Source organism: Roseomonas nitratireducens, assembly GCF_017813355.1.
Taxonomy (GTDB): domain Bacteria; phylum Pseudomonadota; class Alphaproteobacteria; order Acetobacterales; family Acetobacteraceae; genus Neoroseomonas; species Neoroseomonas nitratireducens.
This window is the reverse complement of record NZ_JAGIYZ010000001.1, coordinates 80,059-96,580: the sequence shown is the minus strand read 5'-3', so window position 1 is coordinate 96,580 and position 16,522 is coordinate 80,059. Positions and strand designations below refer to the sequence as shown.

General features: G+C 70.7%; 8 protein-coding genes. 4 read left to right on the top strand and 4 right to left on the bottom strand.

Annotated elements, in window-relative coordinates; genetic code table 11:
* Nucleotides 1-23: 23 nt before the first annotated feature.
* From J5Y09_RS00410 to rutA, 4 genes are read right to left on the bottom strand one after another with little or no spacing between them, the layout of a single operon-like run.
* A complete protein-coding gene (locus tag J5Y09_RS00410; RefSeq protein WP_209349737.1) occupies nt 24-845 on the bottom strand; it encodes an ABC transporter permease in 822 nt (273 codons plus the stop codon).
* Entirely contained in the window at nt 845-1,711 is an 867-nt protein-coding gene (locus tag J5Y09_RS00405; protein ID WP_209349736.1) for an ABC transporter permease, read from the bottom strand. The genes J5Y09_RS00410 and J5Y09_RS00405 overlap by 1 nt, the downstream gene beginning before the upstream one ends.
* Nucleotides 1,708-2,793 carry an ABC transporter ATP-binding protein gene (locus tag J5Y09_RS00400; RefSeq protein ID WP_209349735.1) on the bottom strand — a complete coding sequence of 362 codons (1,086 nt, stop codon included), beginning with the start codon at nt 2,791-2,793 and terminating at the stop codon, nt 1,708-1,710. Before J5Y09_RS00400 ends, J5Y09_RS00405 begins: the two co-directional genes overlap by 4 nt.
* 2 nt (nt 2,794-2,795) lie before the next feature.
* Nucleotides 2,796-3,872 carry a pyrimidine utilization protein A gene (rutA, locus tag J5Y09_RS00395; protein WP_209349734.1) on the bottom strand — a complete coding sequence of 359 codons (1,077 nt, stop codon included), beginning with the start codon at nt 3,870-3,872 and terminating at the stop codon, nt 2,796-2,798.
* Between the two features lie 245 nt (nt 3,873-4,117).
* Here rutA and J5Y09_RS00390 point away from each other — a divergent pair, with 245 nt between their 5' ends.
* From J5Y09_RS00390 to J5Y09_RS00375, 4 genes are all read left to right on the top strand, one after another.
* Nucleotides 4,118-6,253 (top strand): peptidase domain-containing ABC transporter, encoded by a 2,136-nt coding sequence (locus J5Y09_RS00390; protein ID WP_245216716.1) that lies wholly within the window; start codon nt 4,118-4,120, stop codon nt 6,251-6,253.
* A 65-nt stretch (nt 6,254-6,318) separates the two neighbouring features.
* The gene (locus J5Y09_RS00385; protein ID WP_209349733.1) at nt 6,319-7,644 is read left to right on the top strand and encodes an HlyD family type I secretion periplasmic adaptor subunit; all 1,326 of its coding nucleotides are present in this window, start codon (nt 6,319-6,321) and stop codon (nt 7,642-7,644) included.
* Between the two features lie 170 nt (nt 7,645-7,814).
* Nucleotides 7,815-14,468 (top strand): hypothetical protein, encoded by a 6,654-nt coding sequence (locus tag J5Y09_RS00380; protein WP_209350161.1) that lies wholly within the window; start codon nt 7,815-7,817, stop codon nt 14,466-14,468.
* 67 nt (nt 14,469-14,535) lie between these two features.
* A complete protein-coding gene (locus J5Y09_RS00375; RefSeq protein WP_209349732.1) occupies nt 14,536-16,521 on the top strand; it encodes an O-linked N-acetylglucosamine transferase, SPINDLY family protein in 1,986 nt (661 codons plus the stop codon).
* Nucleotide 16,522 lies beyond the last annotated feature (1 nt).

The window sequence follows — 16,522 nt, the reverse complement described above, 5'->3', positions numbered from 1 at the left end:
TGCGTGGTTCCTTGTGCGTAGGGTCAGCGGGGCTGGACGCGGCGGCGCAGCGTCCAGAAGGCGAAGGTGAAGACGCCGATGGCGAGGAAGGAGAACAGCGTCGTGGTGGTGCCGATGGCGTAGAGTTCCGGCGTCAGCTGCCGGTCGAGCTGCGCCATCACCGCGAGCGGCAGCGTCAGGTCCGCACCCGTGGTGAAGAGGCTCCGCGGATACTCGTCGTAGGAGAGCGAGAACCCGAACAGGCCCGCGCCGATCACGCCCGGCAGCACGATGGGCAGGGTGATGCGCCGGAAGGCGGTGACGCGCGACGCGCCGAGGGTCAGCGCCGCTTCCTCGAGCTTCGGGTCGAAGCGGTTGAACACCGCGAGCATGGTCAGGAAGCCGAAGGGCAGCGTCCAGGAGACATGCGTGATGTAGGCGGTGGTGTCCCAGGACGGATCGACGCCCAGCAGCCGCATCATCAGCGCGAAGCCGAAGCCCACCAGGATGCCCGGCGCCATGATGCCGAGCAGGAGCAGGTAGAAGAACAGGTTGTGCCCACGGAACTGCCCGCGCACCGCCTGCGCGGCCGTGACCGACAGCACGACGGTGGTGGCCGAGCAGGCCAGCGCCAGCAGGAAGGACCGCAGCACCGGCGGCTTGAAGTCGTTCATGATGGAGGCGTCCCAAAGCTCCCGGTACCAGTGCAGGGAGACGCCGTTCATCGGGAAGGTTGTACCGCCCGTCGGGCCCGAGAAGGACAGCAGCCCGAGCACGAAGATCGGCAGCCACTGGTACAGCAGGAAGCCGACCGTGACCGTGCCGAGGATCCAGCCGGTGAGGCGGGAGCGCGTCTTCCAGTGCATCAGCGCGCCCCCAGCCGCCGGATGTCGACGACGCGCAGGGCGAGCACAACGCCGGCCAGCATGCAGCCCATCAGCAGCACCGCGGCGACCGCGGCGAAGCGCAGCTGGGAACCTTCGTAGAAGTTCAGCACCAGGTTGCCGAGCAGCGCGAACTTGTTGCCGCCGATCGTCGCGACGGTGGCGAAATCCGCCATCACGTTCAGGAACACCAGCACCTGGCCGATCACGACGCCGGGCAGCGTCAGCGGGAAGACGATGCGGCGGAACACCGTGACGGGCGCCGCCTTCAGCGTCATCGCCGCCTCCCGCAGCGCGGGCGGGATGGAGGCGAGCATGTACACGACCGGCCCCGCCGCGAGCATGGTGTAGAGCGAGACCTGCGCCATGGTCACGCCGGTCATGGAATAGAGAAACACCTCGATCGGTCGTTCCGTCAGCCCGGTCGCCATCAGCGCCTGGTTGATCACGCCATTGGTGCCGAGGAAGGGAACCCAGGCGATCGCGCGGATCAGCGTGCTGGTCCAGAACGGGATGATGAAGGCGAGGAACAACGCGGTGCGCCAGCGCGCGTCGCGGACCTTGCAGACCAGGAAATACGCGATGCAGTAGCCGAGCGTGCCGCAGATCAGCATCAGCGTCGCCGCCTGCAGGAAGGTCTGCCCGATCAGCCGCAGATAGGCCGCGTTGGCGAAGAAGCGCGCATAGTTGTCGAAGGTGAGCGGGGAGGAGGCCGAGAAGGCCCGCCCGCCCCAGAAGGACACCCACACGATGAGCAGCGTCGGCACCACCACCGCCGCCAGCATCCAGGTGCCCGCCGGAACGGCAAGCCAGAAGGCGGCGGCGGAGCGGTGCCGGATCGTGCTCATGCGTGCAGCACGGAATCTTCCGTGCGCCAGCCCAGCGTCGTCTCCGTCCCCGCGCGCAGGCGCGGCGGCAGGGCGCCGAACTGGTCCCATTTCAGCGTGACGCCGCTGCCGCTGGACAGCACGTGGCGGCGGAAGGCGCCGAAATACTCGACCGTGGTGCAGCGCGCGGCAATGCGGTTGGGCAGGTCGTTCTCTCCTTCCTCGATCCGCTCGGCGCGGACGGAGAAGGAGACCTCGCTGCCCGGTGCGGGCGCCGCGCCGATGATCGGCACGTGGAAGCGCCCATCCGCGGTCTCGACCGGCAGCACCCCGGCCTCGGCCGCGCCTGCCTTGCCGCGCAGCACGTTGTTGCCCTGGATGAAGCCGGCGACGAAGGCGGTGCGGGGGCGCGAGAGCAGGTCCTCCGGCGGGCCCTGCTGCTCGATCCGCGCATGGTTCATCACCACGACATGGTCGCCGAGCGAGAAGGCCTCGTTCTGGTCGTGCGTCACCCAGATGAACGAGATGCCGGTGCGCTGCTGCAGCGCCTTCAGCTCCAGCATCACCGCTTCGCGCAGCGCGTAGTCGAGCGCGCCGATGGGCTCGTCGAGCAGCAGGATGCGGGGTTCCGTGATCATGGCCCGGGCGAGCGCCACGCGCTGCTTCTGCCCGCCCGAAAGCTGCGCCGGGCGGCGCTCGGCCAGGTGCGCGATCTCGAAGGCCGCGAGCACCTCGGCGACACGCTTGCCGATCTCCGCGCGCGGCTTCTTCAGCATCTCGAGCCCGAAGCCGACCTGCTTGGCGACGCTCATATGCGGGAACAGCGCGAAGTCCTGGAACATCATCGCTATGTCGCGCTTCCAGGGCGGATCGCCGGTCACCTGGCGGCCGCCGATGAGGATGTCGCCCTCATCGGGTTCCTCGAGGCCCGCGACGCAGCGCAGCGTCGTCGTCTTGCCGCAGCCGGAGGGACCGAGCAGGCAGACGAACTGCCCCTTCTCGACCTTGAGCGAGACGCCGTCGACGGCGAGGAAGCTGCCGTAGCGCTTGCGGACGCCGCGCAGCTCCAGGTCGAGCTGGGCGATCATCGGCCCCTCGGGCATCGTCAGGCCGCCTCGGCGACCGGCATGCGCGACGTCATCAGCGGCATGATGCGCGTGCCGAATTGCTCCATGCCGACCAGGTAGTCGTCGAAGGTGAGCATGACGCCAGCGAGGCCGGGGATTGCGGCAAGCTCGTCCATCTGCCGCGCGATCGTCTCGTAGGATCCGATCAGCCGCAGCATGTTGGTCGGCACGCGGTCGGACCGGACCATTCGGCCCACGGTCGAATGCGCTTCCGCCTTCACATCGGCCGCGGCCTGGCCGTCGCGCCAGGCCAGCGCCTCGACGTCCGTGCCTTCGACGTAGTGGTTCCACTTCGCCATCGCCGCCTCATCCGTCTCGTCGGCGATGATCATCATCAGCAGCATCGCCTCGCAGGACCGGCCGGCGGCGGCGTTGGCGGCGAGCAGGCGCTCGGTGTGCGGCGCCACCTGGGCGACGTCGTTGATGCCGCCCGCGCTGATGAAGTTGTAGTCGGCGTATTCGGCCGCGAACTTCATGCCGCGGTTGGATTGGCCGGCGGAGATGATGTCGACCTTGCCGGACGGCGTCGGCGCGACGCGGCAATCCGTCATGTGGAAGAATTCGCCCTTGTGGTCGCACACGCCGTCGTCCCACAGATCCTGCAGGATCGACGCGTATTCCTCGGCGTACTCGTAGCGGCGGGCGAAATGCGCCTCGCCCGGCCAGATGCCCATCTGCTCGTATTCGGCCTTCTGCCAGCCGGTGACGATGTTCACGCCGAAGCGCCCCGGCGCGATGGCGTCGATCGTCGTCGCCATCCGCGCGATCAGCGCGGGCGGAATGGAAAGGATGGCGACGGAGGCGAAGAGCTTGATGCGCGTCGTGACCGCCGCGAGGCCAGCCATGAGCGTGAAGCTTTCGAGGTTGAAGTCCCAGTAGCGGCTGGGCCCGCCGAAACCGCGCAGCTTGATCATGGACAGCGCGAAGTCGAAGCCGAACCGCTCGGCCTTGAGCGTCACCTCACGGTTCAGTTCGAAGGTCGGCATGTATTGGGGGGAGGTGGTGGAGATCAGCCACCCGTTGTTCCCGATGGGAAGGAAGACCCCGAGCTTCATCGCCGCCTCCACGTTCCGGATACGCGAGGCTAGGTCCCTGTGAGCATGTGCAGCAATCGTCCCGGAGCCGGAATCTGCGCGAATTTTCGGCTATAGAGTCAGAATTGGTGAATTCTTGTTCGGATTCGACGTCGCCGCCTAGATTCTGAACATTCACGCCGGTCGGTCAGGCCAGGTCGCCCCGCTTAACGCGACCGCAAGGGTGCTCCCGTACCTTGCGGGTCCTATCCCCGGCGGAACGCATCTTGGCGCCAGAACTGACAGCCCTGCGGAGCCTCTTCCTGATCGCCATGCACCACGGGTTGCAGATGGCGCCGGATGAGCTGCCGACGGCCCAGGGGCCGGACATGCTGCCGGCCGTGCTCGGCTCCATGCGCCGGCTCGGGCTGAAGGCGCGCGCGCTGTCGCATTGCTCCTGGGACAAGGCGACGCGGCTCGGCAGCGCCTATCCCGCGCTCGCGGTGCGTCGCGACGGGTCCTGGGTCATCCTGGTCCATGTCGTCCCGGGCCCGGACGGGGAACTCGCCGCGGCGGTGCTCGACCCGGCGGAGGAGGCGGAAGGCGTCCGCCTCGTCCCCCGCGACCGTTTCGTAGCCGAATGGTCGGGCACGCTCATCCTGTGCCGCCGCGCCACCGCGCTGGCGGAGGACGACCGCCCCTTCGGCTTTTCCTGGTTCCTGCCGGAAATCGCCCGCCACCGCCGCTTCTTCACCGGCGTCGCCATCGCCGCGGTGCTGTCGAACCTGATCGCCTTCGCGATCCCGCTCCTGTTCCAGGTGCTGATCGACAAGGTGGTGGCGCACCAGGCCTGGCAGACGCTCTATGTCGTCGTCGCCGTCTTCATCGTGCTCGCCCTGTTCGACGGCTTCTTCACCTATGCCCGACAGAGGCTGATGCTGCTGGCGTCGAACAAGGTCGATGCGCGGCTCGGCGCGCGGACCTTCCGGCACCTGCTCTCCCTGCCGCTGTCCTTCTTCGAGACGCATGCGGCGGGCGTGGTCGTCCGACACATGCAGCAGACGGAGAAGCTGCGGCATTTCCTCACCGGCCGGCTGTTCCAGACGCTGCTGGACGCGGCGCTGCTGCCGGTGCTGCTCGTGCTGCTCGCCATCTATTCCGGCGTGCTGACGCTCGTGGTGCTCGGCTTTTCCCTGGCCATCGCGCTGGTGATCGGCGCCATGGTGCCGTCCTTCCGCGGCCGGCTGAACGGGCTCTATGCCGCCGAAGGCGCGCGCCAGGCGCATCTGGTCGAGACGCTGCACAACATGCGCGCGGTCAAGTCGCTGGTGCTGGAACCGGTGCGCCAGCGCGCCTGGGACGGGCAGGTCGCGACCGCGGTGCGCGCCCATGCCGACGTCGGCCGCATCTCGGCCTTCGGCTCGGTCGCGACCGGCGTGCTGGAACGGCTGATGCAGATCACCGTGCTCGGGCTGGGCGCGGCGCTGGTCTTCGAGGGCAGCCTGACGGTCGGCGCCCTGGTCGCCTTCACCATGCTCTCGGGCAAGGTGACCGGGCCGCTCGTTCAGATCGTCACGCTGATCAACGAGTACCAGGAAGCCGCGCTGTCGGTGCGGATGCTCGGCACGGTGATGAACGCAAAGCCCGAGGGCCGGGCCAGGGAACGCCTCGCCCGCCCGCCGGTCTCCGGCGCCATCCGCTTCGAGGACGTCACCTTCCGCTACCCCGGCGCCGCCAGCCCCGCGCTCGACCGCGTTTCCTTCACCGTGGAGCAGGGGCAGATGATCGGCGTGGTCGGCCGCTCGGGGTCCGGCAAGACCACGGTCACGCGGCTGATCCAGGGCATCCACGCGCCGCAGGAAGGCCTCATCCGCTTCGGGGAAGCGGATATCCGCACCATCGACCTCGAGCACCTGCGCCGCCATGTCGGCGTGGTGCTGCAGGAAAACCTGCTGTTCCGCGGCACGCTGCGCGACAACATCGCCGCGGCCCGTCCCGACGCCCCGCTGCCGGAGGTGCTGGAAGCCGCGCGGCTGGCCGGCGCGCAGGAATTCATCGAGCGCCTGCCCATGGCCTACGACACCATGGTCGAGGAAGGCGCGTCGAACTTCTCCGGCGGCCAGCGCCAGCGCATCGCCATCGCCCGCGCCCTGCTGACCCGCCCGCCGCTGCTGATCCTGGACGAGGCGACCAGCGCGCTCGACCCGGACAGCGAGGCGATCATCCAGGCGAACCTCGCCGAGATCGGCCGCGGGCGGACCATGGTCATCGTCTCCCACCGCCTGTCCTCGCTCGTGCGGGCGGATTCCATCCTCGTGCTCGAGCAGGGCCGCGCGGTCGACTTCGCCCCGCACGACGTGCTGCTCGAACGCTGTGACGTCTATCGGCACCTATGGCACCAGCAGACCCAGCACCTGCGCTAGCCGCCCGGACACGCCGGAGCGAACGCGGCGCGCCGCCACGGCGCGAACCCGCGGCCGCGCCGCCCGTGGCCGAGGCCGTGCCGTTCCAGGACGAGCTGGAGGCCCTTATCAACGAGCCGCCGCCGCGGATGCTCGGCAGCATGCACTGGGTCGTCGCCGCCATGTTCGCGGGGCTGGTCGGCATCGCCGGCGTGGCCGAGGTGGACATGGTCGTGTCGGGCACCGGGCGGCTCGCGCCCGACGCCCCGCCGATCGTGCTGCAGCCGATCGAACGCGCCGTCATCCGGGAAATCCGCGTCCGTCCCGGCGAGGTCGTGCGCCAGGGCCAGGTGCTGGCGGTGCTCGACCCCTCCTTCGCCGAGGCCGACCGCGCCGCGCTGTCGGGCCAGCGGCGCGCCCTCGCCGCCCAGCTCGCCCGCATGGAGGCGGAGCTCGCCGGCCTGCCCCCGCCCGCCGGCGAGGACCGCGACGCGCTGATCCAGGCCAGCCTGCACACCCAGCGCCAGGCCTTCCTCGCCGCGCGCCTCCGCGCCCTGGAGGAGGATATCCGCGGCCAGGAAGCCGCGATCCGCACGCTCGAGGAAAACGACGTCGCGCTGGCCGAGCAGGTGACGATCGCCCGCGACGTGGAGGCGCTGCGCGCCCGGCTGCTTGAAGGACAGATCGGTTCCCGCCTGCAATTCCTGGAAGCGCGCGCCCGCCGCCTGCAGGCCGAGCAGCAGCGCGACCACGATCGCGGCCGGATGCAGGAACTGCGGCACGCGCTGGAATCGAAGCGGTCCGAACGGCAGGGCTTCCTCGACGACTGGCGCCGCCAGATCCTCGAGGAAGTGGCACGCCTGCGCGGCGAACTCACCCGCGTCGAGGAAGCGCTGACAAAGGCGACGCGGCTCGCCGAGCTCACCGTTGTGACCGCCCCGGCCGACGGCACGGTGCTGGAAGTCGCGCGCCGCTCGGTCGGCTCGGTGATGCGGGAGGCGGAGCCGCTGGTAAGCCTGGTGCCCGCCGGCGCGCCCCTGATCGCCGAGGTGACGCTGCGGTCTGCCGATATCGGCCATGCCCGCGCCGGCGACCCGGTGGTGGTGAAGATCGACGCCTTCCCCTTCCAGCGGCATGGGCTTCTGACCGGCCGGCTGCGCGCCATCGCGCAGGAATCCGGCCCGCCACGCCAGGGCGCCGAGGGGCCGGAACCCGGCCAGATGGCCGGCGGCGCGGTGCATCGCGCCCAGGTCACGCTCGATGCGCCGGCGCTGATCGGCCTGCCGGACGGCGCGGCGCCGACGCCCGGCATGACGGTGACGGCGGAAGTGCGCGTCGGCACGCGCAGCGTCCTGTCCTACTTCCTCTCCCCCGTGCTGCGTGGCGTGCAGGAGAGTCTCCGCGAACCGTGACCTGTCGCGGAACGTCATCTTCTCTCTCCTTAACTGTTGCTCAAGCAGACCCCCTGCATCCTTCGCCAGAGACGCCGTGCCGACAGAAGGTCGTGGCACGTCTTGGCGTCGTCGCCCGCATGGCGGGCACGGCGGTGTCCGCACGACGCTAAACCGGCTTGGAGCCAGCGATGACCGTGATCTCCTCCCTGACGACGACGCAGATCCAGGGTCTGACCACCACCACGATCGCTGGCCTCACGACGACCGCCATCCGGAGCATGGCGACAACGCAGATCGCCGCGCTGACGACCACGCAGGTCGGGGTGCTGCGAACCTCCCAGATCGCCGCGCTGAGCACGACCCAGGTCGGGGCGCTGGAGACGACCGACCTCGCGGTGCTGAGCAGCACGCAGGTGCGCGGGCTCACCTCCGGCCAGCTGGCGGCGCTTTCGACCACCCAGGTCGGCGCCCTGACGACCACGCAGGTTAACGCGCTGACGGCCACCCAGCTGCGGGGGATGGAAACCTCGGACATCGCGGCGCTGTCCACGACCCAGATCGGCGCCTTCAGCACGACGCAGGTGGCGGCGCTGACCACGGCGCAGCTGCGCGCGCTCGAGACGACCGACCTTGCCGCCCTGAACACGACGCAGCTGCGCGGGATGACCTCGACGCAGATCGCGGCGCTGACGACCACCCAGGTCGGCGCCCTGACGACGACCCAGGTCGGCGCGCTCGGCACCGACCAGGTGGGCGGGCTGAGCTCGACCTCGATCGCGGCGCTCGACACCACGCAGCTCGGCGCGCTGACCAGCACGCAGGTCGGCGTGCTGACGACCGCGCAGCTGCGCGGCCTCGACACCACCGACATCGCCGCGCTCACCACCACCCAGATTGCCGGGCTGCGCAGCGGCCAGATCGCCGGCCTGACGACGACCGCCATCGCCGCGCTGGAGACGACGGACCTCGCCGCGCTGACGACGGCGCAGTTGCAGGGCCTGACCTCGACCCAGACGGCGGCGCTGTCAACCACGCAGGTCGCGGCCCTCACCTCGACCCAGATCACCGGGCTGTCCTCCCGCCAGATCCCGGGCCTCGGCACCGACGACATCGCGGCGCTCAGCACGACGCAGGTCGCGGCGCTCGGCTCCGCCCAGGTGGCGGCGCTGAACTCGACCCAGGTCCGCGCGCTGGAGACGACCGACCTTGCGGCGCTGAACACCACGCAGATCCGCGCGCTCGGCGCGACCGCGATCGGCGCGCTGACGACCACGCAGGTCGAGGCGCTGACCACGACCCAGATCGGCGCGCTCACCACCACCCAGACCGCCGCCATCACCTCCGCCGGTATCGCCGCGCTGACCACGACGCAGGTCGGCGCCCTGTCCAGCACCCAGGTCAATGCGCTGACGACGACGCAGTTGCGCGGGCTCGAGACCGCCGATGTCGCCGCGCTCACCACCACCCAGGTGGCCGGGCTGCGCAGCGGCCAGCTGGCCGGCCTGACGACGACGCAGGTCGCGGCGCTCGAGACGACCGACCTCGCGACGCTCAACACCACGCAGATCCGCGGCCTGACCTCCGCCCAGCTCGGCGCGCTGAACACGACCCAGGTCGCCTCGCTGACCACGACGCAGCTCGGCGCCCTGACCGCGACGCAGATCCTCGGCCTTGAGACCACCGACATCGCCGCGCTGAACACGACCCAGGTCGGCGCACTCACCACCACGCAGATCGCCGGCCTGACCAGCGCGCAGCTCCGGGCGCTTGAGACGACGGATATCGCCGTCCTCAACACCACGCAGATCCGCGGCCTGACCTCGACCCAGCTGGCTGGCCTGACCACGACGCAGGTCGCAGCGCTGACCACGACGCAGATCGGCGCGCTGACCACGGCGCAGGTGCCGGGCCTGAACTCCACGGCGATCGGCGCGCTCGACACGACGCAGCTCGGCGCGCTGACCAGTACCCAGGTGGGCGTGCTGACCACGGCGCAGCTCCGCGGGCTCGAGACGACCGACATCGCCGCCCTGACCACCACCCAGATCGCCGGCCTGCGGACGGGCCAGATCGCTGGCCTGTCCACGACCCAGCTTGCCGCGCTGGAGACGACCGACCTCGCCGCGCTCACCACGACCCAGCTCGGCGGCCTGACCACCGCGCAGATCGTGGGTCTCTCGACCACCCAGGTCGGCGCCCTCACCACGACCCAGCTGCGCGGCCTGTCGAGCCGGCAGATGCAGGCCTTCGAAACCGCCGACATCGCCGCCCTGACCACCACGCAGGTCGATGCGCTGACCACCACGCAGGTCGCGGGCCTGACCAGCACGCAGGTCGCGGCGCTGGAGACGACCGACCTCGCGATCCTCGGCACCACGCAGATCCGGATCCTGGCGCCGACCGCGATCGCGGCGCTGACCACGACGCAGATCGACGCGCTGACGACGACGCAGGTCGGCGCGCTCGCGACCGGCCAGGTCGCGGCGCTGACCACGACGCAGGTCGCGGCGCTGACCACCACCCAGATCGGCGCCCTCACAAGCACCCAGATCAACGCGCTGACGACGACGCAGCTGCGTGGGCTCGAGACCACCGACATCGCGGCCCTGACCACGACCCAGGTCGTCGGGCTGCGCAGCGGCCACCTGGCCGCCCTGACCACCACCCAGATCGGCGGGCTGGAGACGACGGATATCGCCGTCCTCAACACCACGCAGATCCGCGGCCTCACCTCCGCACAGGTCGGCGCGCTGACCACGACCCAGGTCGCGGCGCTGACGACCACCCAGATGGGTGCGCTGACCAGCACCCAGGTGGGCGGCTTCGATACCGCCGACATCGCGGCGCTGAGCACGACGCAGGTCGGCGCGCTGACGACGACGCAGGTCGCGGGGCTCAGCAGCACGCAACTTCGGGCGCTGGAGACGACGGACCTCGCCGTCCTCAGCACCACGCAGATCCGCGGGCTCACCTCGACCCAGCTGTCCGGCCTGACCACGACGCAGGTCGCGGCGCTGACCACGACCCAGATCGGCGCGCTGACCACGGCGCAGGTGCCGGGCCTGACCTCCACGGCTATCGGTGCCCTCGACACGACGCAGCTCGGCGCGCTGACCAGCACCCAGGTGGGCGTGCTGACCACGGCGCAGCTCCGTGGCCTCGAGACGACCGACATCGCCGCGCTGACGACGACGCAGATCGGCGGCCTGCGCAGCAGCCAGATTGCCGGCCTGTCCACGACCCAGGTCGCGGCGCTGGAGACGACCGACATCGTCGCGCTGAACACGACGCAGCTGGGCGGGCTTGCCACCAACCAGGTCGCGGCGCTGTCCACGACCCAGGTCGCGGCGCTCACCACGACGCAGATCCGCGGCCTGTCGAGCCGCCAGATCCAGGCATTCGAGACCGCCGACATCGCCGCCCTGACGACCACGCAGGTCGATGCGCTGACCACGACGCAGGTCGCCGGGCTCGCCAGCACGCAGGTGGCGGCGCTGGAGACGACCGACCTCGCGGTGCTGACCACGACGCAGATCCGCGCGCTCGGCGTCTCCACCATCACCGCGCTCAGCACCACGCAGGTCGATGCGCTGACCACGACGCAAGTCGGCGCGCTGACCACCGGCCAGGTGGCGGCCCTGACGACGACGCAGGTCGCGGCGCTGACCACGACCCAGCTCGGCGCCCTGACCAGCACCCAGGTCAACGTGCTGACCACGGCGCAGCTGCGCGGGCTCGACACGACCGACATCGCGGCGCTCAGCACCACGCAGATCGCGGGGCTGCGCAGCGCGCAGATCGCCGGCCTCGCCACCTCGCAGGTGGCGGCGCTGGAGACGACCGACGTCGCGGCGCTGAACACGACGCAGATCCGCGGGCTCGACACCGCCCAGGTCGGCGCGCTGACGACGACGCAGGTCGCGGCGCTGACCACGACCCAGGTCGCTGCCCTCACCTCGACGCAGGTGGGCGGCTTCGACACCGCCGACATCGCGGCGCTGAGCACCACCCAGGTCGGCGCGCTCTCCACGGGCCAGACCATCGGCCTGTCCACCACGCAGCTCCGGGCGCTCGAGACGACGGACCTCGCGGTCCTGACCACGACGCAGGTGCGTGGGCTGACCTCCTCGCAGATCAGTGGCCTCACGACGACGCAGGTCGCCGCGCTGACCACGACCCAGATCGGCGCCCTGACCACGACCCAGGTCCTCGGCCTGACGTCCAGCGCCATCACCGCGCTGGAGACGACGCAGCTCGGCGCCCTGAACAGCACGCAGATCGGCGCGCTGACCACGACCCAGCTGCGGGGCCTTGAGACCACCGACATCGCCGCGCTGACCACGACGCAGATCGGCGGGCTCGGCTCGGCCCAGGTCGCCGGCCTGTCGACCACCCAGGTCGCGGCGCTGGAGACGACGGATGTCGCCGTCCTCAACACCACCCAGATCGGCGGGCTGACCACGACGCAGGTCGCGGCGCTGTCCACCACCCAGGTCGGCGCCCTGACCACGACCCAGATCCGCGGGCTGTCCAGCCGGCAGGTCCAGGCGCTGGAGACGGCGGACATCGCCGCCCTCAGCACCACCCAGGTCAGCGCCCTGACCACGACGCAGGTCGGCGCGCTGGCGACGAATCAGGTCTCGGCGATCGAGACGACCGACCTCGCCGTGCTGACCACGACGCAGATCGGTGCCCTCGGCGGCTCCGCGATCGCGGCGCTGACGACGACGCAGGTCGATGCCCTGACCACGACGCAGGTCGCCGCGCTCAACACCACGCAGATCGCGCGCCTGACGACGGCCCAGGTCTCCACGCTCACGACCACGCAGCTTGCCGCGCTGGCCAGCAGCCAGGTCGGCGCGCTGACCACGACGCAGCTGCGGGCGCTGGACACGACGGACATCGCGTCGCTCTCCACGACGCAGATCCGCGGCCTCGCCTCGGCGCAGATCGGCAGCCTGGCAACGACCCAGGTGGGTGCGCTCGAGACGACGGATGTCGCGGCGCTCGCCACGACGCAGATCCTCGGCCTCGGCTCGAGTCAGATGGGCGGCTTCAGCACGACCCAGCTCGGCGCGCTGTCCACCACCCAGGTGAATGCGCTGAACTCCTCCCAGCTGTCGGGCCTGACGACGACGCAGGTGGGGGCGCTGACGACCACGCAGATCGGGGCCATCGGCACCACGGCGCTGCGCGGCCTGACCAGCGCGCAGGTCGGTGCCCTGACCACGACGCAGATCGGCGTGCTGACGACGACCCAGGTCGGCGCCCTGACCGCGACCCAGATCCTGGGGCTGGAGACGGCCGACATCGCCGCCTTCTCGACCACCCAGATGGGCGCCTTCAACACCACGCAGCTGGACGTGCTGAACACGACCCAGCTGCGGGCGCTGGAGACGACCGACCTCGCGGTGCTGAACACGACCCAGATCCGCGCGCTCAACCAGGACCAGGTCGGTGCCCTGACGACGACGCAGGTCGAGGCGCTGACCACCACCCAGGTCGGCGCGCTGACCACCACCCAGGTGGTCGGCTTCTCCTCCTCGCAGGTCAGCGCGCTGACCACGACGCAGATCGGGGCGCTGACCAGCACCCAGGTGGGCGCGCTCAGCACCACGCAGCTGCGCGGGCTGGACACGACCGACATCGCGGCGCTCAGCAGCACCCAGGCCACCGGCCTGACCTCGGTGCAGCTCGGGTCGCTCGCGACGACGCAGCTCGCGGCGCTGGAGACGACGGACCTCGCCGCGCTCGGCACGGTGCAGCTGCGCAGCCTGACCAGCACGCAGATGGCGAGCCTGACCACCACCCAGGTGGGCGCGCTGTCGACGACCCAGCTGCTGGGGCTGAACACGACGCAGATCGCCGCGCTGACCACGACCCAGCTCGGCGCGCTGAGCACTACGCAGGTGGGCGGGCTCGGCACCACCCAGGTGCGCGGGCTGACCACGGCGCAGGTCGCCGCGCTGACCACGACGCAGATCGGCGCCCTGAGCACGACGCAGATCTCGGCACTCTCCTCCACCCAGATCGTGGGGATGGAGACGGTGGACCTCGCCGCGCTGACGACGACGCAGGTCGGGGCGCTGACGCGCACCCTGGTCGGCGCCCTGACCACCTCGCAGATGCGGGCGCTGGAGACGACGGACCTCGCCGTCCTCAGCACCACGCAGATCGGCGGGCTCGACCAGGCGCAGCTTGGGGCGCTGACCACGACGCAGACCGGCGCGCTGACCACGACGCAGCTCGCCGCGCTGACCACCACCCAGGTGCCGGGCCTGACCACGACCCAGGTCGGTGCGCTGACCACGACCCAGATCGGCGGGTTCGGCTCGACCCAGATGGGCGGGCTGACCACGGCCCAGCTGGCCGCGCTCAGCACGACCCAGGTCGCGGCGCTGACCACCACCCAGGTGGCCGCGCTCGGCACCGGCCAGTTGCCGGGGATGGAGACGGCGGACGTCAATGTCCTCTCCTCCACCCAGATCCGGGCGCTGTCCTCGAGCCAGCTGGCGGCGCTGACGACGGAGCAGGTGACGGCGCTGAGCACCACGGCGATCGCGGGCCTGTCCACGACCCAGCAGGTCGGGCTCGAAACGGGCCAGGTCGCGGCGCTGAACACCACCCAGGTGGTGGCGCTCAGCACCACCTCCATCGCGGCGCTGACCACGTCGCAGATGGGCGGGTTCAGCACGACGCAGATCGCCGCCTTCAGCACGACGCAGGTCGCCGCGCTGGAAACGGCCGATATCGCGGCCCTGACCGAAACCCAGGTGGCGGGCTTCTCCTCCACCCAGATCGGGGTGATGACCAACGATCAGGTAAACGCCCTGTTTACCTGAGGCGTGCTTCGCTGCCGCGCGGCCCGGGGATGGGCCGCGCGAGACCCAAGAACTGGGAGAAGCGGGCATGGCCAGAATGGGCATTGCCGAGCTGGTGGCGAGCGCGCAGGCGCTCTCCGCCTCTGGCCAGGTGGCGCTGGCGGCGGAACTGTATCGCGACTACGCAGCACTCAACCCTGACGATCCGCTGCTGCACGTCGTCCTGTTCAACCAGGGCGTCCTGCTGTCCTCGCTCGACGACCTGCGCGGCGCGGCCGAGGCCTTCGTGGCCGCGATCCGGCGCAACCCCGGCTTCCTGCCGCCCTACATCAACCTCGGCGCGACCTATGAACGCATGGGCGCGGCGGTCGAGGCCTTCACCCAGTGGTCGCACGTCACCGGCAGCCTTTCGGCCGTCACCGCCGATGGCCTGACCTACAAGGTCGCGGCGCTGAAGCAGATGGCGACCATGCTCGAAGGCAGCCGCCAGCTCGCCCCGGCCGAGGAAGCGTTGCGCCAGGCGATCGAGATCTCCCCCGGCCAGCGCGACGTGGCGCAGCACTGGATCGCGCTGCGCCAGCGTCAGTGCCAATGGCCGGCGGTGGTGCCGCTCGCGGGGCTCGACCGTCCGGCGATGCTCCGCCGCATGGCGCCGCTGACCATCTGCTGCCACGCCGACGACCCGATGATGCAGCTCGCCGTGTCCTACGCGCATTGCAAGGAGGATGCGGGCTGGCCGACGCGCTTCCGCACCACCGCCGATTTCGCGGACCGCATCGGCCAGGTGCCCGGGCGGCGGCTGCGGATCGGCTACCTCTCCTCCGACCTGCGGGAACACGCGATCGGGTCGCTGATGGCCGAGATGTTCGGCCTGCACGACCGTGAGACGGTGGAGGTCTTCGCCTATTACTGCGGCGTCGCGAAGGAGGATGCGACCAAGGCGCGCATACGCGACACCGTCGAGCATTGGCGCGACATCGGCGCGCTGGACGACGACGCGGCCGAAGCGATGATGCTGGCCGACGTCATCGACATCCTGGTCGACGTGAACGGCCATACGCGCAGCGCGCGCACGCGGCTGCTCGCGCGCCGGCCGGCGCCGGTCATCGTCAACTGGCTCGGCTATCCGGGCAGCATGGGCAGCCCCTTCCACCACTACATCATCGCCGACGCGCAGATCGTCCCGCCCGGCAGCGAGCGCTACTACTCCGAGACGGTCGTGCGCCTGCCCTGCTACCAGCCCAACGACCGGCTGCGCCCGACCGCGACGGACCGCGCACCGACGCGCGAGGCCGCGGGCCTGCCAGCCGAAGGCACGGTCTTTTGCTCCTTCAACGGCACGCAGAAGCTGACGCCCTTCGTCTTCGGCCGCTGGATGGCGATCCTGCGCCAGGTGCCGGGCAGCGTGCTCTGGCTGCTGAAGAGCAGCGAGGAGGTCGAGGCGCGGCTGCGCAACGCGGCATCCCAGGCCGGCGTCGCGCCGGAACGGCTGGTCTTCGCCCCCGTCGTCGGCGCGCATGACCACCTCGCGCGCTATGCGCTGGCCGACCTGTTCCTCGACACCGTGCCCTATGGCGCGCACACCACGGCGTCGGACGCGCTGTGGATGGGCGTGCCGGTGCTGACGGTGCCGGGCCGGTCCTTCGCCGCGCGGGTCTGCGGCAGCCTGGTGCATGCGGCCGGCCTGCCGGACCTCGTCTGCGCCACGCCGGACGAATACGTCGCGCGCGCCGTCGCCCTCGGTCAGGACCGCGCGGCGCTGACGGCGCTGCGGGCCCGGCTGCTGGAAGGGCGCGCGACGGCGACGCTGTTCGACACGCCGCGCCTGGTGCGCGAGCTCGAAGGCCTGTTCCGCGGCATGTGGCGGGACTTCGCCGAGGGCCGGCTGCCGCGGCCGGATATGACGAACCTCGACACCTATCTCGAACTGGGCGCCGAGCTCGACGACCCGATGGTCGAGACCGGCTTCCGCCCCGACTACGAGGCGCGCTGGCGCGACGCGGTCGCGCGGCGCCACGCCTTCGCGGCCCTGCCGGCCGACCGCCGCTTCCATCCTTCTGCGCAGGAGGGCTGAG

What these genes read in the sequence shown, in the direction of transcription:
- J5Y09_RS00400 (WP_209349735.1), bottom strand. Translation starts at nt 2,793, where the DNA reads ATGCCCGAGGGGCCGATGATCGCCCAGCTCGACCTGGAGCTGCGCGGC.
- J5Y09_RS00410 (WP_209349737.1), bottom strand. Translation starts at nt 845, where the DNA reads ATGCACTGGAAGACGCGCTCCCGCCTCACCGGCTGGATCCTCGGCACG.
- J5Y09_RS00405 (WP_209349736.1), bottom strand. Translation starts at nt 1,711, where the DNA reads ATGAGCACGATCCGGCACCGCTCCGCCGCCGCCTTCTGGCTTGCCGTT.
- J5Y09_RS00380 (WP_209350161.1), top strand. Translation starts at nt 7,815, where the DNA reads ATGACCGTGATCTCCTCCCTGACGACGACGCAGATCCAGGGTCTGACC.
- J5Y09_RS00375 (WP_209349732.1), top strand. Translation starts at nt 14,536, where the DNA reads ATGGCCAGAATGGGCATTGCCGAGCTGGTGGCGAGCGCGCAGGCGCTC.
- rutA (WP_209349734.1), bottom strand. Translation starts at nt 3,872, where the DNA reads ATGAAGCTCGGGGTCTTCCTTCCCATCGGGAACAACGGGTGGCTGATC.